This window comes from Rhodanobacter lycopersici (genome assembly GCF_040812335.1).
Lineage (GTDB): Bacteria > Pseudomonadota > Gammaproteobacteria > Xanthomonadales > Rhodanobacteraceae > Rhodanobacter_A > Rhodanobacter_A lycopersici.
Genome location: NZ_JBFOHK010000004.1, coordinates 18289 through 38286 on the forward strand (window position 1 = coordinate 18289; position 19998 = coordinate 38286).

The window sequence follows — 19998 nt, forward strand, 5'->3', positions numbered from 1 at the left end:
GCCCCGTTCGGGGCCTTTGTTTTGTCCGCAATTTGGTGTCGTGTGTACCTGCGCCCATCGGCATCGGCCCACGATGCTCGCGAGCACGCGAGTGTCACGGCACCCTGCCGCGGCCCGGTTCACGCAAGCGTGTCACGCAATCGCTGCGGATGGCTGTACACCACATGCCGGCCGGGGCGGACGAAGCCGACCAGGGTGAGGTTGCCGGAGCGGGCCAGTTCCACGGCCAGCGCGGTCGGCGCGGAGATCGCCGCCAGCAGCCCGACGCCGAGCCGGATGGACTTGGTGACCATCTCGTAGCTGGCGCGGCTGGTCACCAGCACGAAACCGCTCCGCAGGTCGGCGCCCTCGCGGCTCAATGCACCGAGCAGCTTGTCCAGGGCATTGTGACGGCCCACGTCCTCGCGCACCCGCAGGATCTCGCCTGCGGGCGAGGCCCAGGCCGCGGCATGCACCGCGCCCGTGCTGACGTTGAGCGGCTGGCGCTGCGTCAGCGCGGCAAGTGCCCGCTCCAGGGCGTCAAGATCCAGCACGGGGCCGTCCGGCACCGGCGGCATCGGGCGCAGCACATCCTCCAGGCGGCGGCTGCCGCACAGGCCACAGCCGCTGCGTCCCGGCAGCAGGCGCGCCGATCCGGCATCCGTCGCCACCTCGACGTCGGCATCGACATCCACCACATAACCTTCCAGCAACTCGTGCACTGCCACGCTGCGAATGGCGCCGGCGTGGGGAACGAGGCCTTCGCTCAGCGAAAACCCGCGGGCGAAGTCCTCCAGATCGGCCGGCGTGGCCATCATCACGGCGAAGCTCTCGTCGTTGTAGCGCAGTTCGACTGGCGCTTCCTCGACCAGCCAATCCTCGCCGTGCCGGGTCGACCCGTCCTGGTGGATGGTGACGGCACGGCGCACCTGGCCGGGACTCGCCAGAGTCCCGGCGCACGCGCCGGTATCAACAGACGCAGCCGGGTCGGCAATCGAAGGTTTCGGAGATACGCGCATGGAACGCATCGAACGGCGGCGAGGCGATCGATCATAGACCCGCCCACGCACACGAACCATCCACGGCGCGACAACGCCGTTGCGTCATAATCCGGCAGCGACGATGCCGCGAGGTGCAGCCATGAGCGACGACCGCAAGCCCAGGATCGAACCGTATACCGCCCCCGCCGGCGGCTGGGGATCGGTGAAGTCGGTGGTGGAGATCCTGCGGCGCGAGAAAGTGCCGGTTCCTTCCACCGTGAAGGAGCTGTGGCGGCAGAATAAGCCGCGCGGCTTCACCTGCGTCTCCTGCGCCTGGCCGCAGCCCGGGCATCCGCTGATGTTCGAGTTCTGCGAGAACGGCGCCAAGGCCAGCGCGTGGGAGCTGACCAGCCTGCGCACCACGCCCGAGTTCTTCGCGCAGCACACGGTGACCGAGCTGCGGAACTGGAGCGACTACGAGCTCGAGCAGAACGGCCGGCTCACGCAACCCATGCGCTACGACCGCGCCAGCGACAAGTACGTGCCGGTGGTGTGGGAGGAAGCCTTCCGCGAGATCGGCGCGGAACTGAAAAAGCTGGCCCCGAAGTCGGTGGTGTTCTACGCCTCCGGCCGCGCCTCGCTGGAAACGAGCTATCTCTACGCGTTGTTCGCGCGGCTGTACGGCAACAACAACCTGCCGGACAGCTCCAACATGTGCCACGAGGCCACCGGCGTGGCCCTGCGGCAGTGCATCGGCACCGCGGTCGGCACCGTGGTGCTGGACGATTTCGACAAGACCGACGGCATCTTCTTCTTCGGCCAGAACGCCGGCGTCAACAGCCCGCGGATGATGCACGACCTGCAGAAGGCCGCGCAGCGCGGCGTGCCCATCATCGTGTTCAATCCGGTACGCGAGCGCGGGCTGGAACGTTTCACCAACCCGCAGAACCCGCTGGAAATGCTGACCGGCCGCGAGACGCCGCTCGCCACGCAGTACCACCAGGTGAAGACCGGCGGCGACATCGCCGCTATCGCCGGCCTGTGCAAGACCCTGCTGGCGCTGGACGACGAGGCGCTGGCGAACGGCACGCCGCGCGTGCTGGACACGGACTTCATCGCCGCGCACACGCACGGCTTCGACGCGTTCGTGGCGTGGGTGCGCGCGCAATCGTGGGACGCCATCGAGGCCGACTCGGGCCTGCCCCGCGCGGCGCTGGAAGGCGCGGCCCGTGTCTACGCCAGGTGCAACGCGGTGATCGGCGTCTACGGCATGGGCCTGACCCAGCACGTGCTGGGCGAGTACAACATCTACATGCTCGCCAACCTGCTGCTGATGCGCGGCAACATCGGCAAGCCGGGCGCGGGCATCTGCCCCGTGCGCGGGCATTCCAACGTGCAGGGCCAGCGTACGGTCGGCATCGCCGACGATCCCGCGCTGGTGCCGCTGGACCGGCTGGCCGAGCAGTACGGCTTCGAGCCGCCGCGCGAGCGCGGCCTGCACACCGTCGAGGCCTGCAAGGGCGTGCTGGACGGCAGCGTGCACGGCTTCATCGGGCTGGGCGGCAACTTCCTGCGCGCGATCCCGGACCAGGAGCGCGTGATCGCGGCCTGGGACAAGCTGCGCCTCACGGTGCAGATCGCCACCAAACTCAATCGCACGCATCTCGTCAACGGCGAGGTTGCCTATCTGCTGCCCTGCCTCGGCCGCATCGAGCGGGTGGTGGAGAACGGCAAGGCGCAGGTGCTTTCCACCGAGGATTCCACCAGTTGCATCCATGCCTCGGTGGGCAAGGCCGAACCGGCCAGCCCGGACCTGCTGTCGGAAACGCGCATCGTGGCGGAAATGGCGAAGGCCACACTGCCGCCGAATCCGAAGGTGCCGTGGGATACCTGGGAGAACGACTACGCGACGATCCGCGACGCGATCGAGCAGACCTATCCCGACCAGTTCCGCGACTACAACCAGCGCATGTGGCAGCCCGGCGGCTTCCACCGCCCCAACAGCGCGCGCGAGCGGATCTGGAAGACCGCCACCGGCAAGGCCAACCTCATCGCGCCGCCGGCGCTGGTCGCCACCGGCTTCGACGATGCGCCGGGCCGCTTCCGGCTGATGACGATGCGCTCCAACGACCAGTTCAACACCACGGTCTACGGCTACGACGACCGTTTCCGCGGCATCTACGGCACCCGCGACGTAGTGATGATGCACAAGGACGACATCGCGCAGCTTGGCCTGCGCGAAGGCCAGGTGGTCAAGCTGGTGTCGGATGCCGGCGACGGCATCGCGCGCGAAGTCGGTGGCCTGAGCGTGGTCGCGTTCGACATCCCGCGCGGCTGCATCGGCGGCTACTACCCGGAATGCAATCCGCTGATCCCGCTTTCGCACCACACCCTGTTCAGCATGCTGCCCGCGGCCAAGTCGGTGCCCGTGCGCATCGTGGCGGAGGCCACGGGCTGAACGACCCGGCGCATTACTGCACCAGCGGCGACGCTGCCGCTTCCAGCACCACGCCATCCAGTTCGGCCCGGCCGGCCAGCACGCGCACATACTGGCCCAGCGCACGCCGTTCGGCGGCGGTGCGCAGTTCGCTTGCCACGCGGTCGGCCACTGCTTCGAACGGTAGCGGTTCGCCGGGGATACGCTGGTCCACCGCCACGATGTGGAAACCGTAGCGGGTGTTCACCAGTCCGGGAAGGATGCCCAGCTGGCTGCCTTCGAAAACGGCCTTGTCGAATTCGGGCACGCTGGCGCCGCGCTGCAGCTGGCCGAGCTGACCACCTTGCGCGCCGGAGGGGCAGTTGGACTTCTCGCGGGCGCGCGCCTCGAACAGTTCCGGTTGCACGCGCAGCTCCTTCAGCATCGCCTCGGCCACCGCGCGGATCGCCGGCACCGGCGTGCCGGGCGTCACCTGGAACAGGATGTGCCGCGCATGCACCAGCTCGCCGCTGCGGTAGCGCTCCGGATGGGCGTCGTACCAGCGGCGGCATTCCTCCGGCGTGGGTTCGGGTACGTGTACCTCGCGTGCCAGCAGTTGTTCGATCGCTTCGCTGCGGGCGGCCTCGTCGGCACCCTCGTCCAGCAGGTCGAGCTCCTGCGCGCGCTGGCGCAGCAACTCATGCACCGCGGCCAGCTCGTCGCTGGGCCAGTCGCCGGTATCGACGGCGATGCCGTTGACGCGCACGCTCACGAACGTACCGCCCGCTTGCGCGTGCGTACCAGTTGGTAGGGACGGAACAGGTAGGCCACGCTGGCCACGCCGCTCCAGATGTGCACCATGCGGGTGAACGGCGAGACCAGGAAGATGGTGAAGCCGAGCAGGATGTGCAGCTGGTACACCCACGGCACGCCCTGCAGCAGCACGGCGCCACCACCATGGAAGTAGACGACGCCCTGCACGTAGTGGCTGAGCACCTCGAAGGTCGCTCCGTCCATGTGCTGCGCGGACAGCGGCACGGTGGCGAGGCCCAGCAGCAGCTGGAACCACAGCATCAGCACGATGCTGATGTCCCACTTGCGGCTGTTGCGGCGCACGCGCGGGTCGCCCAGCCGGCGCCAGGTCAAGAGGCTCAGGCCGATGATCGCCACGATGCCGGCGAGCCCGCCAGCCACCATCGCCAGCAGCTGGTGCTGGCCCGGGCTGAGCAGCCAGCCGATCGCCCATTCGGGGATCAGGAAACCGGCGAAGTGGCCCAGCACCACCACCAGGATGCCGTAGTGGAACAGGTTGGAACCCCAGCGCAGCGTCTTCGCGCGCAGGATCTGCGAGGAATCGCTCTTCCACGAGTACGGCTCGCGGTCGTAGCGGATCAGGCTGCCCAGCAGCAGCACGCTGAGGCAGATGTAGGGATAGATGCCGAACAGGAACTGGTTCCAGGCGGGTGAAAGAGTCATGGCGGGCACTCCTGGACGGAAGCGGCGATCACGGCGCGGCCGCGGCGGGTGGTTCGAAGGCGGGGCGTTCTTCCCAGCTCTTGTCGATGTCTTCCGGCGGCGGCACCGGCGTATGCGGATCGAGCCCTTCCTCGCCGGCCAGCGCCAGCAGCGCGGCAGGCACCGCGGCATAGCGGCTGCCGCGGTGCGCCAGCGTGTTGCCCAGCTTGCGCAGCACGTGGGCACACTCGCCCAGCAGTTCGAGCGTCTCGGCCGGATCGCAGCAGCTCAGGTACTCCAGCAGCACCGGCAGGTGATCGGGCAATTCGTGGCCGCGCTGTTCCAGCCCGATCCGCTGGTAGCGCTCGCGCAGCTCCAGCATCGCCGAGCCGCGCTCGCGGCCGTCGCCGTGCACGTGCTCGAACAGGTTGAGCGAGGTGGAGCGGCCGCGGTCGAACAGTTCGACGTAGCGCGCCTCGGCGTCGAGCAGTTCGCCCTGCCCCAGTTCCTCGGCCAGCGCGAGCAGCTCGCCGCGGCGCTGCGCACCGAGGCCGCGTGCAGCGCGCAGCGCCGCAGCGATCTCCGGCAGCGCGGCGCGCAGTTCCTCGTCCGGATAGGCCAGCAGCGCGGCCAGCGCGCGCAAGGTGATGGCGTGTCCGTTGCGCATCAGGTGTCGTCGTCGATCATGCGGATGGGGATCATCTTGCGCCGGCCCATCTTGCCGCCGAACAGGCCGGCCTTGGCGTCGATGCCGTCGCAGCCGTTGCCGAAGGTGAAGCCGCAGCCGCCGCGCAGCTGGTAGGCGTTCTCGGCCTCCTCGCGGTGCGCGGTGGGGATCACGAAACGGTCCTCGTAGTTGGCGATGGCGAGGTAGCGGTGCATGGCTTCGGCGGTGGCCTCGTCCAGGCCCACCGCATCGAGCATGGCCGGATCCTGCGGCTGGCCGAGCTGGCGCGCGCGGAACCAGGCGCGCATCGCCAGCATGCGCTTCAGCGCGCCGCTCACCGGCGCCTCGTCGCCGGCCGTGAGCAGGTTGGCGAGGTAGCGCACCGGGATGCGCAGCGAGTCCACGTCGGGCAGGCCGTGGTCGGTGCTGTCGATGGCGCCCGCATTGGCGTGCGCCTGGATCGGCGACAGCGGTGGCACGTACCACACCATCGGCAGGGTGCGGTATTCGGGATGCAGCGGGAAGGCGATCTTCCACTCCACCGCCATCTTGTAGGTGGGTGATTCCTGCGCCGACTCGATCCACTCGGCCGGCACGCCGTCGGCCAGCGCCTGGTGCTGCACTTCCGGGTCGTGCGGGTCGAGGAACACGTCGAGCTGGGCCTGGTACAGGTCGCGCGGATTCTCGACAGCGGCGGCCTCGCCGATGCGGTCGGCGTCGTACAGCAGCACGCCGAGATAGCGGATGCGGCCCACGCAGGTTTCCGAGCACACCGTGGGCAGGCCGGCCTCGATGCGCGGGTAGCAGAAGGTGCACTTCTCCGCCTTGCCGCTGGTCCAGTTGTAGTAGATCTTCTTGTACGGGCAGCCGGAGACGCACATGCGCCAGCCGCGGCACTTGTCCTGGTCGATCAGGACGATGCCGTCCTCCTCGCGCTTGTAGATCGAGCCGGACGGGCACGAGGCCACGCAGGTGGGATTGAGGCAGTGCTCGCACAGCCGCGGCAGGTACATCATGAAGGTGTTTTCGAACTGGCCGTAGATGTCCTTCTGCACGGCTTCGAAGTTGTAGTCGGCGCTGCGCTTGGCGAACTCGCCGCCCAGGATCTCCTCCCAGTTCGGGCCCCACTCCACCTTGTCCATGGTGCGGCCGGAGATCAGCGAGATCGGCCGCGCCACGGGGGCCGTGGGCAGCTCCGGCGCGGTCTGCAGGTTCTCGTAGTCGAAGGTGAACGGCTCGTAGTAGTCGTCGATCTGCGGCATCGCCGGGTTGGCGAACAGCTTGGCCAGCACGGCGAAGCGGCCGCCCTGCTTCGGCACCAGCTTGCCGCCGGGCTTGCGCACCCAGCCGCCATGCCAGCGCTCCTGATTCTCCCAGTCCTTCGGGTAGCCGATGCCGGGCTTGGTCTCCACGTTGTTGAACCACGCGTATTCCATGCCCTTGCGCGAGGTCCACACGTTCTTGCAGGTGACCGAGCAGGTATGGCAGCCGATGCACTTGTCGAGGTTCAGCACCATCGCGATCTGCGCGCGAACTTTCATGGGTCTGCTCCTCAGGCGAGCTTGGTGTCGAGTTCTTCTTCGCGCGCCTTGCGCTGCACGCGGTCCATCCAGTCCACCTTGGCCATCTTGCGCACGATCACGAACTCGTCGCGGTTGGAACCCACGGTGCCGTAATAGTTGAAGCCCCAGCTGAGCTGCGCGTAGCCGCCCACCATGTGGGTGGGCTTGAGCACGGTGCGGGTCACCGAGTTGTGGATGCCGCCGCGCATGCCGGTGATCTCCGAGCCGGGCACGTTCACGATCTTCTCCTGCGCGTGGTACATCAGGCACATGCCTTCCTTCACGCGCTGGCTCACCACGGCGCGCGCGGTGAGCGCGCCGTTGAGGTTGTAGACCTCGATCCAGTCGTTGTCGACGATGCCGGCCTTGCCCGCGTCGGCCTCGGAGATCCACACGATCGGCCCGCCGCGCGACAGCGTGAGCATGAGCAGGTTGTCGGTGTAGGTGCTGTGGATACCCCACTTCTGGTGCGGGGTGATGAAGTTCAGCATCAGCTCGGCATGGCCGTTGCCCTTCTTGCCCAGCAGTGGCGCCACCGTGCGGGTGTCGATCGGTGGACGGTACAGCGCGAAGCCCTCGCCGAAGTCGCGCAGCCAGGCATGATCCTGGTAGAACTGCTGGCGGCCGCTGAGGGTGCGCCAGGGAATCAGCTCGTTGACGTTGGTCCAGCCCGCGCTGTAGCTGACGTGCTCGCTCTCGATGCCCGACCAGGTGGGCGAGGAGATGATCTTGCGCGGCTGCGCCTGGATGTCGCGGAAGCGGATCTTCTCGTCCTCGCGCGCCCGCGCGAGGTGGGTGTGGTCGCGACCGGTGATCTTCGACAGCGCGGCCCAGGCCTTCACCGCCACCTCGCCATTCGTCTCGGGCGCGAGATACATGATGGTCTCGGCGGCGTCGATGTCGCTGTCGATGCGCGGGCGGCCCCTGGCCGGACCATCGGCCACGGTGTAGTTGAGCGCGGCCAGGCCGGCCACCTCGTGCTCGGTGTTCCAGCCGATGCCCTTGCCACCGTTGCCCAGCTTGTCCAGCAACGGACCCAGCGCGGTGTAGCGGGCGTAGGTGGCCGGGTAATCACGCTCCACCACGGCGATGTTGGACGCGGTGACGCCGGGCACCAGCTCGCACTCGCCCTTCTTCCAGTCCTGGCCGCCGAACGGTTGCGCCAGCTCGGCCGGGGTGTCGTGCATGATCGGCGTGAGCACCACGTCCTTCTCCACGCCGAGCTGGCCTTCGGCCAGCGCGGAGAACCGTTTCGCCACCGCCTTGAAGATCTCCCAGTCACTGCGCGACTCGTACACCGGGTCCACCGCCGCCGACAGCGGGTGGATGAACGGGTGCATGTCGGAGGTGTTGAGGTCGTTCTTCTCGTACCAGGAAGCGGTGGGCAGCACCACGTCCGAGTACAGGCATGAGGTGGACATGCGGAAGTCCAGCGTCACCACCAGGTCGAGCTTGCCCTCGGGCGCTGGGTCGCGCCACACCACTTCCTCCGGCTTGGCGCCGCCCTCCTCGCCCAGGTCCTTGCCCTGCAGGCCGCAGCGGGTGCCGAGGAAGTGCCTGAGGAAATACTCGTGGCCCTTGCCCGAGGAGCCGAACAGGTTGGAGCGCCAGATGAACAGGTTGCGCGGGAAGTTGGCCGGGTCGTCCGGATCCTCGCTGGCCATGCGGAGCTCGCCGGACTTCAGCGCTGCGGCCACGTAGTCCTTCGCGTCCACGCCGGCGGCGGCAGCATCGCGCGCCACCTGCAGCGGATTGCGGTTGAGCTGCGGCGCCGATGGCGTCCAGCCCATGCGCTGGGCGCGCACGTTGCAGTCGATCAGGCTGCGGCCGTAGCGGCTGCGGTCGGCCAGCGGCGAGAGCAGTTCGTCGACGTCGAGCTTCTCGTAGCGCCACTGGTCCGAGTGCACATAGAAGAACGTGGTGCCGGCCATCTGCCGTGGCGGGCGCGTCCAGTCCAGCGCGAAGGCCAGCGCGGTCCAGCCGGTCTGCGGGCGCAGTTTCTCCTGCCCCACGTAGTGCGACCAGCCGCCGCCGGAGACGCCCACCGTGCCGCACAGCATCAGGAAGTTGATGATGCTGCGGTAGTTCATGTCCTGGTGGTACCAGTGATTCATGCCGGCGCCGATGATCACCATCGAGCGACCCCTGGTTTTCTCCGCGTTGTCGGCGAAACCGCGCGCCACCGCGATGGCGTGCTGCGCCGGCACGCCGGTGATCGCCTCCTGCCAGGCCGGGGTGTAGGGCACGTTGTCGTCGTAGCCCTGCGCGCTGGCGCCGCCCAGGCCGCGGTCGAGGCCGTAGTGCGCGCACAGCAGGTCGAACGCGGTGGCCACCACCACGTCGCCACCCTTCGTGGCCAGTCTGCGCACCGGCACGTGGCGCAGCAGCACGTCGCCCTGCTGGTCGTTGTTCGGGAAGTGCTGGTTGACCACGCCGCCGAAGTACGGGAAGGCCACCGCGCAGACCTCGTCGCGGCGGTCGATCTGGGTCAGCTGCAGTTCGATGTCCGCACCGTCGGCACCCTTCTGCTCCAGGTTCCACTTGCCGTGGTCGGGGCTGTCCTGGCCCGGCCAGCGGAAGCCGATCGCCCCCTGCGGCACCACCGGCTGGCCGTCCGCACCGAAGCCCACGGTTTTCCAGTCGGCATGGCCGGGGCTGCCCAGCGCACCGTCGAAATCGCTGGCGCGCAGGTAGCGGTCGGGGACCCAGCGTTCGCCGTCGCGGCGCAGCGTCACCAGCAGCGGCAGGTCGGTGTAGCGGCGGCAGTAGTCCTGGAAGTATTCGACCTGGCGGTCGAGGAAGAACTCCTTGAGGATCACGTGGCCCATCGCCATGGCGAGCGCGGCATCGGTGCCCTGCTTGGGATGCAGCCACAGGTCGGAGAGTTTGGCGACCTCGGCGTAGTCCGGTGTCACCGCCACCACGTGGGTGCCGTTGTAGCGTGCCTCGACGAAGAAGTGTGCGTCGGGCGTGCGCGTCTGCGGCACGTTCGAGCCCCAGGCGATGATGTAGCCGGAGTTGTACCAGTCGGCCGACTCGGGCACGTCGGTCTGCTCGCCCCAGGTCTGCGGGCTGGACGGCGGCAGGTCGCAGTACCAGTCGTAGAACGACAGCAGGGTGCCGCCGATCAGGCTGAGATAGCGCGCGCCGGATGCGTAGGACACCATCGACATCGCCGGGATCGGCGAGAAGCCCACCACGCGGTCGGGGCCGTGCGTCTTCACCGTGTGCATGTTGGCGGCGGCGACCAGCTCCAGCGCCTCGTCCCACTTCACGCGCACGAAGCCGCCGAGGCCGCGCGAGGCCTTGTAATCCTTCATCGCGGGATCGGCCATCAGCGCCGCCCACGCCTCCACCGGCGCCAGCGTCCCGCGCAGCTTGCGCCAGTGCTTCAGCAGCCGGCCCCGGATCATCGGGTACTTCAGCCGGTTCGCGCTGTACAGGTACCAGGAATACGAGGCGCCGCGCGAGCAGCCGCGCGGCTCGTGGTTGGGCATGCCGGGGCGGGTGCGCGGGTAATCGGTCTGCTGCGTTTCCCAGGTCACCACGCCCTGCTTGACGTGGATCTTCCAGCTGCACGAGCCGGTGCAGTTCACGCCGTGCGTCGAACGCACGATCTTGTCGTGCGACCAGCGGTTGCGGTAGCCGTCCTCCCATTGCCGCGCCTCGGTGCGCACCTCGCCCCAGCCGTTGGAGAAGGGTTCGCGCGGATGCGAGAAATAGCGCAGGCGTTCCAGGAACTGGCCCATGGCGGCAGCCTCAGTCTCGGGTCTTGGATGGCGGGGCGTGGCGACCGTGGAAATCCACCTGCCGCACCTCGGTGAAGAAGATCAGGACCAGCGCCACGATGACGACGCCATACAGCAGCATGAAGGCGCTGGAGCGGATGCCCAGCCAGTCAAGCAGCCCGCCCCAGATGATCGGCAGCAGGAAGCCGCCCAGGCCGCCGGCCAGGCCCACGATGCCGGTGACCACGCCCAGGTTCTCGGGAAAGTCGTCGCCCAGGTACTTGAAGGTGGACGCCATGCCGAAGGCCAGCGCCACGCCCAGCACGAACAGCAGCGGCACGAACAGCCACAATCCCAGCCCGATGTCGAAACTGGCCGGGCCGCGGATGGTGTGCACCACCAGCTGCGTCTGCGGGTAGGACAGCAGGAACAGCATCACCGACGACACCCACAGCACCCACCAGGTGGTCGCGTGCGCGCCGAACCTGTCGGCCAGTGCACCGCCCAGCGCGCGCAGCGCACCGGCCGGCAGCGAGAAGCAGGCCGCCAGCATCGCCGCCGCACCGATCGCCACGCCGTACTCGCCGATGAAGTACTGCGGCATCCACAGCGACAGCGCGGTGAAGCCGCCGAAGGTCAGCGAATAGTACTGGCAGTATTTCCACACCCGTGGATCGCGCAGCACGCGCAACTGCGCGCCCATGCCCGGCGCCTTGCCACCGTGGCCCACCACCGGATCGGGCGCGGACAGCAGCCAGAACAGCGCGGCGGTGACCAGCAGCGCCACCGCATAGATGTGCGGCACCGTGCGCCAGCCGTAATGCGCCACCAGCACCGGCGTCACGAACAGGTTCAATGCCGCGCCACTGGTGCCGGCGCCGAACACGCCCATCGCGAAACCGCGCCGCGAGGCGGGAAAGAAACGCGCCACGTAGGGCGTGCCCACCGCGAACGAGGCACCCACTGCGCCAAGCACCAGTCCCACCAGCAGGAACTGCCACAGCTGGGCCGCGTAGCCCACCAGCCACACCGGCAGCGTGCAGGCGAGCAGCAGCACCGTCATCACCAGGCGGCCACCGAAGCGGTCGGTCCAGATGCCCAGCGGCAGGCGCAGCACGGCGCCGCTGAGGATGGGCGTGGCGGTGAGCAGGCCGAACTCGGTGGCGTTGAGGCCCAGCTCCTGGCGGATCGGGATGCCGATCACGCCGAACATCATCCACACCGCGAAGCACACCACGAACGCAAACGTGCTGGCGAACAACACCCGGTAGGCGACACCCATCGCGCTGGCCTCCATCGACTGGCTGGTTCCCTGTCGGTACAGCTCGGGGGCATCCTACGGCACGCACCGGACTTGTCCTTGTCCGCGGTCAAATGCGCCGCATCTTCCCCTGCGCCGTACTCCGGAACGGCTCCGCCCACCATCGCCGACGGCGCGTAAAACCGAAGTGACGGCAAGGCCTCAGGCCGGCCAGCAGCGAATCGCGGACGGCGGCAGGCTCAGCTGCACGGCCGCGGCCACATCGCCGGATGGCAGGCTGGCCCACAACCGCGCCTGCCCGCAGCGCAGGCCGACATGGCGGCCCTGCGCGCTCATTTGCCGCAGCTCCACGCTGCCCGCGATGGCGGTGGCGGGTGCCATGCCCGCGTCGTGCAGCACGATGGCTTCCGGCGCGACATGCCATTCCACGTTCGCGCCGTCGGCAAGCATCGTCTGCACCGGCAGCGACACGCCCGCCTCCGGCCACAGCAGGCGCTGCGCGCCCGCGGCGCCCGCGAGCCGGCCGCGAAACACGTTGCGCAGGCCCAGCAGCCGCGCCACCGCACCGCTGGCCGGCCGCGCATGCACTTCCATCGGCGTGCCGGCCTGCACGATGCGGCGGTCGTGCATCAGCACCAGCCGGTCCGCCACCGCAGCCAGCGCGGGATCGTGGCTTACCGCCAGCGCGGGGATGCCCGCCACATGCACTTCCGCGATCAGTTCGGCCAGCACGTCGTCGCGGGTGGCCGGGTCCAGCGCCGAAGTGGGTTCGTCCAGCAGCAGCAACTGTGGCCGCCGTGCCAAGGCGCGCGCCAGGGCCACGCGCTGCTGCTGGCCGCCGGACAGTTGCGCGGGACGCCGCTCGGCCAATGCGGCCAGCCCCACCCGTTCCAGCCATTCGACGGCCTGCCTGCGGCGATCCGTGCCGCGCAGGGCGAAGGCCACGTTCTGCCACGCGTTCAAGTGCGGGAACAGCGCATGCCCCTGCGGCAGGTAGCCCACCGCGCGCTGCTGCGGCGGCAGACCGTCGAAGGGTTCGCCGCGCGCCGGCAGCAAGCCCGCGATGGCACGCAACAACAAGGTCTTGCCCTCGCCGCTCGCGCCCAGCAGTACGGTAAAGCCTTCCACCTCGAACGAGGCCGACAGCGCCACCGGGCGTTCGATGCGATAGTCGACGCGCATCAGGCCAGCCGCCTGCGCACGGCCAGGCCGAGTGCCAGCGGCAGCGGCAAGGCGACCAGGAAGAACACCCACAGCAGCGGGTAGACCGCCGACAGGCCGATGTCCTGCAGGTTCACCCACAACTTCACCGGGATGCCCTGCGGGTAATACGCCACGATCAGCACCACGCCGAACTCGCCCAGCGCGCGCACCCAGGCCAGCGCCACCGCCGCGGCCAGGCCCAGACGCGCCAGCGGCAGGCTGACCTGGAAGAAGCTGCGCGCGGGCGAATGGCCCAGCGTCAGCGCAATCTGCTCCAGCTCGCGCGGCACGCCCTCGAAGGCGGCGCGCGCGGCCAGCACGTAGTACGGCAGCGCGGCGTAGAACTGCGCCATCACGAAGGCCGGCGCCGAATTGGTGAGCAGCAGGCCGGCGCGTTCCAGCAGTTGTCCGGCCGGACCATAGGGGCCGTACATCGTGGCCAGCAACAGCCCCATCGCCAGCGGCGGCGTGAGCAGGGACAACAGCAGCAGCGCATCGATCAGCCACTGCCCGCGCACGCGATGGCGCGCCAGCCACCACGCCAGCGGCGTGCCCAGCGCCACGATCAGCAGCAGCGCGACCAGGCTCAGGCCCAGCGACACCGCCACCGCGCCGCCGTCGCCGTGGGCGAAGCCGAGATGGCGCCAGTTGGTGGCGATCGCCAGGCCCGCGAACGGTGCCGCCAACAACAACAACGCCAGCGCCGCGGCGAACGTCGTCAGCCGCGGCCGCAAGGCATTGCTCACAGCGCGTTCCCGTGCGGCGGGTCGTAGCCGCGTTCGTGCAGCATCGCCTGCCCCTGCGCACCCTGCATGAACTGCACGAAGGCGCGGCCCAGCGCAGGCTGCTTCGCATCAGCCGGCACCGCGGCATAGAACACCAGCGGCTGCGCTTCGATCTTCTTGCCGTTGGCCAGGATGAAGCCGGCCTGCGCATACCACGACGCCTGCATCGCCGGCTGCGCCAGGTCGATCTCGGCGGGCAGGTCGATGGTCGGCAGATGGTGCGAGAAGGCCGCGCTGGCGTAGCCGATGGCGGCATCGATCTGGCCCGCTTCCAGCCGCGACATCAGCGAGGTCTCGGCGAAGATCTGCCGCGGATTCTGCAAATCGCCGGCCACCTGTTGCAGCAGGTCGGGCTGGTGGTAGTAGCGCGACGCCAGCTGCAGGGTGAGCAGCACGTTGGCGCCCTGCGGATCCACCGCGGGATCGGTGCGGCCGAAGCGCAGGCCGGGTTCGCGCAACACGTCGTACCAGGACTTCCTGCCCTGCGCCGCCGCGGCGAAGTCGGCGGCGTAATGGCTGTGCGGACTGTAGACCACCACCATGCGCGTGCTGGCCACCGGCACCGCGTGGTCCACCAGGCCGGCCTGCTGCAGCAGCTTGATCGGGCCGGGCGTGATCGACACGAACACGTCGGCCTGCAGTTGCTTGCCAGCCAGCAGGCGTGCCAGCGCGTACGAGCCCTGGCCGATACCCTGGTAATTGGCGTGCTGCGCGCTGGCCACCGCGGGACCGAGATCATGGTCCATCACCACGCCCATCGAGCCGGCGTAGGCCACGCGCAGCACCGGCGCGTCGCCGGCCAGCGTGGTCAGGCCGAACAGCAGGAGCAGCGGCGCCAGCCAGCGCGCGAAACGTGCGGATCGCTTCATGCCCTGTCTCCCTTGTTGGTGTGGCGCTGGCGCACGCTGTCGCGCACGTCCACGTCGAACAGCACCTCGAGCGTGCTGCCGTCCGGCGCCGCCAGTTCGAACGACAGTCCATCACGGCTGGGCAGGCGCGCGGCGAGTTCGCGCACGGCTGCGTCCGCGAGATCCACATGCCAGCCATCACTGCTACGCCGCCAACCATGCTGCGGAGCCAGCACCAGTTGCTGGTGCTCATCACAGCCGTCGGGCCAGCGGGTGGTGTTTTCCACCGTGCTGCCGGCCAGCAATTTCGCCAGCTCCGCCTCGTCGATGCGCAGGCGCAGCGTTTGTCCCTGCTGTTGCACTCTCATCGGGTCACCTCGTTCCAGCTTGCCTCGGTATTGCAGTCAGCCAGTTGCGCGACTTCATCGGTGGTCAGCGTGATATCCGCGCAGCCCACCGCCTGCTGCAGCGCGCGCAACGAACGTTGGCGCGGCTCGCGTTCGTGCAGCAGCGCGGCAAGCAGCGCACGACTTGCCGCATCGAGGCGAAGGCGCATCGGCAGCACATGATCGGCGCAGCGCAAGCCGCGCGCCTGCGGCTGTTCCGTGCGCAGCCGGCGCAGCAACGCGGTGCCGAGCAGCGGCATGTCCACCGGGATCACCACAAGATCGGCATCGCCCGCCACCGCTTCGGCGATGCCCGTCAAGCCACCCAACGGGCCGAGCCCGGGTTGCGCGTCGGCGACACCGTTGTAACCGGGGCGATCACCGCTTACCCGCAACTCGTCCACGCCGGATGCGCGCAGCGCGTCGAGCTGACGTTCGATCAACGGACGACCGTGCCATTCCAGCAGCGCCTTGTCGCGCCCCATGCGCGTGGACCGGCCGCCGGCCAGCACCACGCCGATGCACGGCAGGCTTTCAGTGGTCGTGGGCATGGCCGGCATGGTCGTACCCATGAGCATGCCGCTCCGCTTCGCGTTGTTCCTCGCACAGCGAGCAACCCTCGCTCCAGGCGCTGTCGCCGTCAACGTAATGTTCCTGCTTCCAGATCGGCGCCTCGTGCTTCACCGCCTCGATGGCCAGCCGGCAGGCGCGGAAGGCCTCGTCGCGGTGCGGCGTGCCAGCGGCGACCACCACGGCAAGATCTCCGATGGCGAGGTCGCCCTTCGCATGCGCGATCCACAGCTTCAGCGGCGCACCCACCTCGGCGCGCGCGCGTTCGGCGATGGCGCGGAACATGCGCAGCGCCAGCGGTTCGAACAGGTCGTAGCTGATGCCGGTGACGACGCGGCCCACGTTGTGGTCGCGCACCCGGCCGATGAACGTGGCGATGCCGCCGAAGCGCGGATCGCTCACGAAATCGAGTGCCGCGGCCGCGTCCAGCGTGGCCACGCGGCGCTCCACCACGGCGACGTGCAGGTCGCCCATCTCAGCCTCCGCTCACCGGTGGCAGCACGGCCAGCTCGACGCCCTCGGGCACCGTGCGATGGTTGTGCAGGATCTCCTCGGCGCTGGCGAAGGCGCTGCGCCGTACCAGGTTGGCCGGGATCGCCGGCGCGTGTTCGGCAAGGTGTGCCACCAGCAGTTCGCGCAGCTCGGCGATGCTGCTGCCAGCCGGCACGTCCAGTTCCACATAGCCACGGGTGTCGGCCTCGCGCAGCGCGCCATACAGTGCGATCCGCGCCTTCATGCCGCACTCCCGCCGATGGCCGGGCTTTCCAGATGGCCAAGGCCGCAGACCTCGACCAGCGCGCCCGCCGCCAATGCCGTGGCCTCGAGCGGCACCACCACCCAGGCATTGGCCTCGGCCAGCGGGCGGATGCGGTAGGACTCCTGCCCCGTCAGCACGCGCGCCACGAGGCGTCCCTGCGCATCCAGCGCCACGTCTGCCTTGAGGTGGAAGCGCAGGCGTGGCTTCTTCGCGTAGTCGCCGGCCAGCGGCACGCGCCACGGCACTTCGCGCGGCAGGCCCAGCATGAGGCGCAGCGCCGGCTCCACGAAGAAGCGCAGCCCCGCCGCCACCGCAATGGGATTGCCAGGCAGGCCGAAGAACAGCGTGCCGTCGGGCAGGCGCGCGAACAGCAGCGGCTTGCCGGGGCGGATCGCCACTTTGTGGAAGATCGCTTCCGCGCCCAGCCGTTCCAGTGCCTGCGGCACGAAGTCGTAGCGACCCATCGACACCGCGCCGGTGGACACCATCACGCGCGCGCCAGCGGCGCGGGCCCGCGCGAACGCTTCGAGGAAGGCGTCCACTTCGTCGCCCACGGTTTCGATGTGCACGAGTTCAGCGCCGGCGCGTGGTACGCGCTCGGCCAGGAAAGGGCCGTTGGAGTTGCGGATCTGCCCGGACTCGAGTGGCCTGATGGGGTCATCCACCAGTTCGCGGCCGGTGCACAGTACCGCCACGCGCGGGCGGTCGGCCACCGTCACGCTCGCCACGCCCAGCGCGGCGAGCAGCATCAGGTGCTGCGGTGCCAGCACGGTGCCGGCGGCGAAAACGCTTGCACCGGCCGGTACGTCGGAGCCGGCTGTGCGCACGTTCTCCCCGGCGGCCACGTCGGCCAGCAAGCGCACGCGCGGCGGCGCTTCCAGCCGCTCGGTCTGTTCCACCGGGATCACGCGGTCCAGTCCGTCGGGCAGGCGCGCGCCGGTCATGATTTCCCATGCGCCGCGCCGTGCCTGGGTGGCACCGTCGCCTGCGGCCTGCTCGCCTTCGATCGGCCATTCGCTGCCCGCGGCCAGCGCTTCGGCGCCGCCGCCCAGGGCGTAGCCGTCCATCGCCGAGTTGTCGAACGGCGGCAGCGCGCCGGGCGCCGACACCGGTGTGGCGAGCACGCGACCCATCGCGGCGACCACGGCAACCTCCTGCGCAGGCAACGGCGCGCAGGTGGCGAGGATCAGGCGCAATGCCTCGGCCGGATCGAGCGGGGGGTGGCTCATGCGTGGCCCTCGCCCGCGGCCATCGCCAGCGCATGCGCGAGCACGGGCGCGAGGATGTCCATGCCCTGCGCCACCGCCTTCGCGCTGCCGGGCAAGGCGATCACCAGCGTGCCGCCCAGCAGCACCGCCTCGGCCCGGCTCAGCCAGGCCAGCGGGGTGTGCTGGCTGCTTTCGCTGCGGAACATCTCCGCGATGCCGGGCACGCGGCGTTCGGCCACTTGGGCCAGTGCCTCGGGTGTCACGTCGCGCGGCCCCAGCCCGGTGCCACCGGTGCACAGCACCAGGCGCACGCCGGCGGCGGCCAGCTCGCGCAGGCGCGCGGCAAGCGGTCCGGCCTCGTCGGCGCGCACTTCGGCGGGACCGACGTCGGCGCCAAGCGCGCGCAGGGATTCCACCAGCAGCGGGCCGGAGATGTCTTCGTACTCGCCACGATGGGCGCGGTCGCTCAGCGTGACTACGGCAGCCGACACGCCTTCCAGCCGCGGCGTGGCCTGCGGTCGATAGTGCGCGCGTTCGGCGTCACTGAGGCCATCGGGATGCAGCCACAAACCCTTCTTGCCGCCTTCCTTGAACAGCAGCCGCACGCCGCCGATGGCGAGCGCGGGCTGCACCGGCTTGGTGAGGTCGTAGAGGGTGAGCAGGGCCGCGTTGACGCCGGCCAGCGCCTCCATCTCCACGCCGGTGCGGGCGCAGGTGGCCACTTCGCAATACACGCGGATCGCCCGGCGCTCGACTACCGGTTCGCAGCGCAGCTCCAGGTATTCCAGCGGCAGCGGATGGCACAGCGGCATCAGTTGCGAGGCGTTCTTCGCCCCCTGCAGGCCGGCGATCTCGGCCATCGCGATGGCATCGCCCTTGGGCAGCCGCTTCGCCACAATGTCGTCGAAGGCGCTGCCGGCGTACAGCTCCCCCACCGCCACCGCGCGGCGCGCAGTGGCCCGCTTGCGGCGTACGTCGGCCATGTGGAAGTGCGCGCGTTCCTCGCGCTGGGGCATGGATCAACCTCCGGTGGATGCGAGATGGGGCGTGATGCCGGTGCGGCCTTCGTGCAGGAAGTGCCCCTGCTCCTTGCGGCCGATCTGGCCGCCGATGGCGCGCACCAAGTCGTCAAGTTGTTCGTCGCGCTGCAGCCAGGGACGCAGCGGAATGCCGAACTCGCCGAACAGGCACAGGCGCAGGTCGCCGGTGGCGGTGACGCGCAGGCGGTTGCAGCCCGCGCAGAAGTCCTTCGAGTACGGCGCGATGATGCCGATGCGTCCGGCGTAACCAGGATGGCGATATTCGCGCGCGGGGCCGGCGTCGGCGGCGCGTGGCAGCGCCTGCCAGCCCGTCTCCTGCAGCTCGGTTTCCAGCAGCCCGGCGCTCACGTGGTGGTCGCGGAAGAACGCGAGGTTGTCGCCGGTCTGCATCAGCTCGATGAAGCGCAGGCCCACGGCGTGGTCGCGCAGGTAGTCCAGCCAGCGCGGCAGTTCGTTGTCGTTGACGTCCTTCAGCAGCACCGCATTCAGCTTCACCGCGGACAGGCCGGCGGCCAGAGCCATGTCCACGCCGTGCAGGATATCGTCCAGCCGGTCATGGCCGGTGATGCGCGCGAACGTCGCGCGGTCGAGGCTGTCCACGCTGACGTTGATCGCGTTGAGCCCCGCATCCATCCACTCGCCCAGCCGGCGCGACAGCAGCGTGCCGTTGGTGGTCATCGCAAGCCTGGTCACGCCGGGTGCCGCGGCGGCGGTGCGTAACACTTCGGTGAGGTCATGGCGCACGCTGGGCTCGCCGCCGGTGATGCGCAGCTTGTGCATGCCCAGTTCGGCGAAGCCGCGCAGCAGGCGCGTGATCTCGTCCAGTGATAACGGCCCCGGCATGCCCGCGTCGGCGTGGTAGCCGTGCGGCAGGCAGTACGTGCAACGGAAGTTGCATGCGGGAATGATCGACAGCCGCAGGTACGGAAAGCGGCGACCGTAGCGATCGGCCAGCGGGGTCATGCGTTCGGCTCCTTTCCAGTGTTCGGGAGGCGAGCGCGTTTCCCCGCTCGCCCGGTGATCCGGGGATCACGGACGCAGCGCCATGCTTCCGGAGAAACGAAGGCCCCGCGCCTCGGAGTTGCAGTTTCGATTGTGGCCCCTGCACGATCGCCTGTCGATGATCAACTTGTCGCGCCTGCCTGTTTCACGA

At 69.3% G+C, this 19998-nt stretch carries 18 protein-coding genes and 1 riboswitch; of the genes, 1 reads left to right on the plus strand and 17 read right to left on the minus strand.

Annotation, left to right across the window (positions count from 1 at the left end; translation table 11 throughout):
- Positions 1 to 119: 119 nt before the first annotated feature.
- Positions 120 to 926 carry a formate dehydrogenase accessory sulfurtransferase FdhD gene (gene fdhD / locus ABQJ54_RS13980; RefSeq protein WP_367855351.1) on the minus strand — a complete coding sequence of 269 codons (807 nt, stop codon included), beginning with the start codon at positions 924 to 926 and terminating at the stop codon, positions 120 to 122.
- Positions 927 to 1119: 193 nt separating this feature from the next.
- On the opposite strand from fdhD, the gene ABQJ54_RS13985 reads away from it, so the two are divergent.
- Entirely contained in the window at positions 1120 to 3417 is a 2298-nt protein-coding gene (locus tag ABQJ54_RS13985) for an FdhF/YdeP family oxidoreductase (RefSeq protein WP_367854931.1), read from the plus strand.
- Positions 3418 to 3430: 13 nt separating this feature from the next.
- Here ABQJ54_RS13985 and ABQJ54_RS13990 read toward each other — a convergent pair whose 3' ends face one another.
- The 16 genes from ABQJ54_RS13990 to moaA all read right to left on the minus strand — a co-directional run bounded on the left by ABQJ54_RS13990 (position 3431) and on the right by moaA (position 19808).
- Positions 3431 to 4147, minus strand: a complete 717-nt coding sequence (locus tag ABQJ54_RS13990) for a peptidylprolyl isomerase (protein ID WP_367854932.1) — start codon at positions 4145 to 4147, stop codon at positions 3431 to 3433.
- Complete coding sequence (gene narI, locus ABQJ54_RS13995; RefSeq protein ID WP_367854933.1) at positions 4144 to 4851, minus strand: respiratory nitrate reductase subunit gamma; 708 nt, start codon at positions 4849 to 4851, stop codon at positions 4144 to 4146. Before narI ends, ABQJ54_RS13990 begins: the two co-directional genes overlap by 4 nt.
- Positions 4852 to 4879: 28 nt before the next feature.
- Positions 4880 to 5497, minus strand: a complete 618-nt coding sequence (narJ, locus tag ABQJ54_RS14000; protein WP_367854934.1) for a nitrate reductase molybdenum cofactor assembly chaperone — start codon at positions 5495 to 5497, stop codon at positions 4880 to 4882.
- Positions 5497 to 7038 (minus strand): nitrate reductase subunit beta, encoded by a 1542-nt coding sequence (gene narH / locus ABQJ54_RS14005; protein WP_367854935.1) that lies wholly within the window; start codon positions 7036 to 7038, stop codon positions 5497 to 5499. Before narH ends, narJ begins: the two co-directional genes overlap by 1 nt.
- 11 nt (positions 7039 to 7049) lie before the next feature.
- A complete protein-coding gene (locus tag ABQJ54_RS14010; RefSeq protein WP_367854936.1) occupies positions 7050 to 10808 on the minus strand; it encodes a nitrate reductase subunit alpha in 3759 nt (1252 codons plus the stop codon).
- A gap of 10 nt (positions 10809 to 10818) precedes the next feature.
- Entirely contained in the window at positions 10819 to 12069 is a 1251-nt protein-coding gene (locus ABQJ54_RS14015) for an MFS transporter (protein ID WP_367854937.1), read from the minus strand.
- A 180-nt stretch (positions 12070 to 12249) separates the two neighbouring features.
- Complete coding sequence (locus ABQJ54_RS14020) at positions 12250 to 13230, minus strand: ABC transporter ATP-binding protein (RefSeq protein ID WP_367854938.1); 981 nt, start codon at positions 13228 to 13230, stop codon at positions 12250 to 12252.
- The gene (locus ABQJ54_RS14025) at positions 13230 to 13997 is read right to left on the minus strand and encodes an ABC transporter permease subunit (RefSeq protein ID WP_367854939.1); all 768 of its coding nucleotides are present in this window, start codon (positions 13995 to 13997) and stop codon (positions 13230 to 13232) included. The genes ABQJ54_RS14020 and ABQJ54_RS14025 overlap by 1 nt, the downstream gene beginning before the upstream one ends.
- Positions 13994 to 14905 carry an extracellular solute-binding protein gene (locus ABQJ54_RS14030; RefSeq protein WP_367854940.1) on the minus strand — a complete coding sequence of 304 codons (912 nt, stop codon included), beginning with the start codon at positions 14903 to 14905 and terminating at the stop codon, positions 13994 to 13996. Before ABQJ54_RS14030 ends, ABQJ54_RS14025 begins: the two co-directional genes overlap by 4 nt.
- Entirely contained in the window at positions 14902 to 15252 is a 351-nt protein-coding gene (locus ABQJ54_RS14035) for a hypothetical protein (RefSeq protein WP_367854941.1), read from the minus strand. Before ABQJ54_RS14035 ends, ABQJ54_RS14030 begins: the two co-directional genes overlap by 4 nt.
- Positions 15249 to 15821, minus strand: a complete 573-nt coding sequence (mobA, locus tag ABQJ54_RS14040; RefSeq protein WP_367854942.1) for a molybdenum cofactor guanylyltransferase — start codon at positions 15819 to 15821, stop codon at positions 15249 to 15251. Before mobA ends, ABQJ54_RS14035 begins: the two co-directional genes overlap by 4 nt.
- Positions 15805 to 16314 (minus strand): molybdenum cofactor biosynthesis protein MoaE, encoded by a 510-nt coding sequence (locus ABQJ54_RS14045; protein ID WP_367854943.1) that lies wholly within the window; start codon positions 16312 to 16314, stop codon positions 15805 to 15807. Before ABQJ54_RS14045 ends, mobA begins: the two co-directional genes overlap by 17 nt.
- Position 16315: 1 nt before the next feature.
- Positions 16316 to 16576: a MoaD/ThiS family protein gene (locus ABQJ54_RS14050; protein ID WP_367854944.1), complete on the minus strand. Its 261-nt coding sequence runs from the start codon at positions 16574 to 16576 to the stop codon at positions 16316 to 16318.
- On the minus strand, positions 16573 to 17826 hold the full coding sequence (locus ABQJ54_RS14055; protein ID WP_367854945.1) for a molybdopterin molybdotransferase MoeA: 1254 nt from the start codon (positions 17824 to 17826) through the stop codon (positions 16573 to 16575). The genes ABQJ54_RS14050 and ABQJ54_RS14055 overlap by 4 nt, the downstream gene beginning before the upstream one ends.
- Complete coding sequence (moaCB, locus tag ABQJ54_RS14060) at positions 17823 to 18821, minus strand: bifunctional molybdenum cofactor biosynthesis protein MoaC/MoaB (protein ID WP_367854946.1); 999 nt, start codon at positions 18819 to 18821, stop codon at positions 17823 to 17825. The genes ABQJ54_RS14055 and moaCB overlap by 4 nt, the downstream gene beginning before the upstream one ends.
- A gap of 3 nt (positions 18822 to 18824) precedes the next feature.
- Positions 18825 to 19808: a GTP 3',8-cyclase MoaA gene (gene moaA, locus ABQJ54_RS14065; protein ID WP_367854947.1), complete on the minus strand. Its 984-nt coding sequence runs from the start codon at positions 19806 to 19808 to the stop codon at positions 18825 to 18827.
- Positions 19801 to 19938, minus strand: a riboswitch (molybdenum cofactor riboswitch). (Overlaps the previous gene by 8 nt.)
- Positions 19939 to 19998: the final 60 nt, after the last annotated feature.

Excerpts from the sequence above, each read along its gene's own strand:
- ABQJ54_RS13985 (WP_367854931.1), top strand. The coding sequence starts at position 1,120 with ATGAGCGACGACCGCAAGCCCAGGATCGAACCGTATACCGCCCCCGCC.
- narI (WP_367854933.1), bottom strand. The coding sequence starts at position 4,851 with ATGACTCTTTCACCCGCCTGGAACCAGTTCCTGTTCGGCATCTATCCC.
- narJ (WP_367854934.1), bottom strand. The coding sequence starts at position 5,497 with ATGCGCAACGGACACGCCATCACCTTGCGCGCGCTGGCCGCGCTGCTG.
- narH (WP_367854935.1), bottom strand. The coding sequence starts at position 7,038 with ATGAAAGTTCGCGCGCAGATCGCGATGGTGCTGAACCTCGACAAGTGC.
- ABQJ54_RS14010 (WP_367854936.1), bottom strand. The coding sequence starts at position 10,808 with ATGGGCCAGTTCCTGGAACGCCTGCGCTATTTCTCGCATCCGCGCGAA.
- ABQJ54_RS14015 (WP_367854937.1), bottom strand. The coding sequence starts at position 12,069 with ATGGGTGTCGCCTACCGGGTGTTGTTCGCCAGCACGTTTGCGTTCGTG.
- ABQJ54_RS14020 (WP_367854938.1), bottom strand. The coding sequence starts at position 13,230 with ATGCGCGTCGACTATCGCATCGAACGCCCGGTGGCGCTGTCGGCCTCG.
- ABQJ54_RS14030 (WP_367854940.1), bottom strand. The coding sequence starts at position 14,905 with ATGAAGCGATCCGCACGTTTCGCGCGCTGGCTGGCGCCGCTGCTCCTG.
- ABQJ54_RS14035 (WP_367854941.1), bottom strand. The coding sequence starts at position 15,252 with ATGAGAGTGCAACAGCAGGGACAAACGCTGCGCCTGCGCATCGACGAG.
- mobA (WP_367854942.1), bottom strand. The coding sequence starts at position 15,821 with ATGCCCACGACCACTGAAAGCCTGCCGTGCATCGGCGTGGTGCTGGCC.
- ABQJ54_RS14045 (WP_367854943.1), bottom strand. The coding sequence starts at position 16,314 with ATGGGCGACCTGCACGTCGCCGTGGTGGAGCGCCGCGTGGCCACGCTG.
- ABQJ54_RS14050 (WP_367854944.1), bottom strand. The coding sequence starts at position 16,576 with ATGAAGGCGCGGATCGCACTGTATGGCGCGCTGCGCGAGGCCGACACC.
- ABQJ54_RS14055 (WP_367854945.1), bottom strand. The coding sequence starts at position 17,826 with ATGAGCCACCCCCCGCTCGATCCGGCCGAGGCATTGCGCCTGATCCTC.
- moaCB (WP_367854946.1), bottom strand. The coding sequence starts at position 18,821 with ATGCCCCAGCGCGAGGAACGCGCGCACTTCCACATGGCCGACGTACGC.
- moaA (WP_367854947.1), bottom strand. The coding sequence starts at position 19,808 with ATGACCCCGCTGGCCGATCGCTACGGTCGCCGCTTTCCGTACCTGCGG.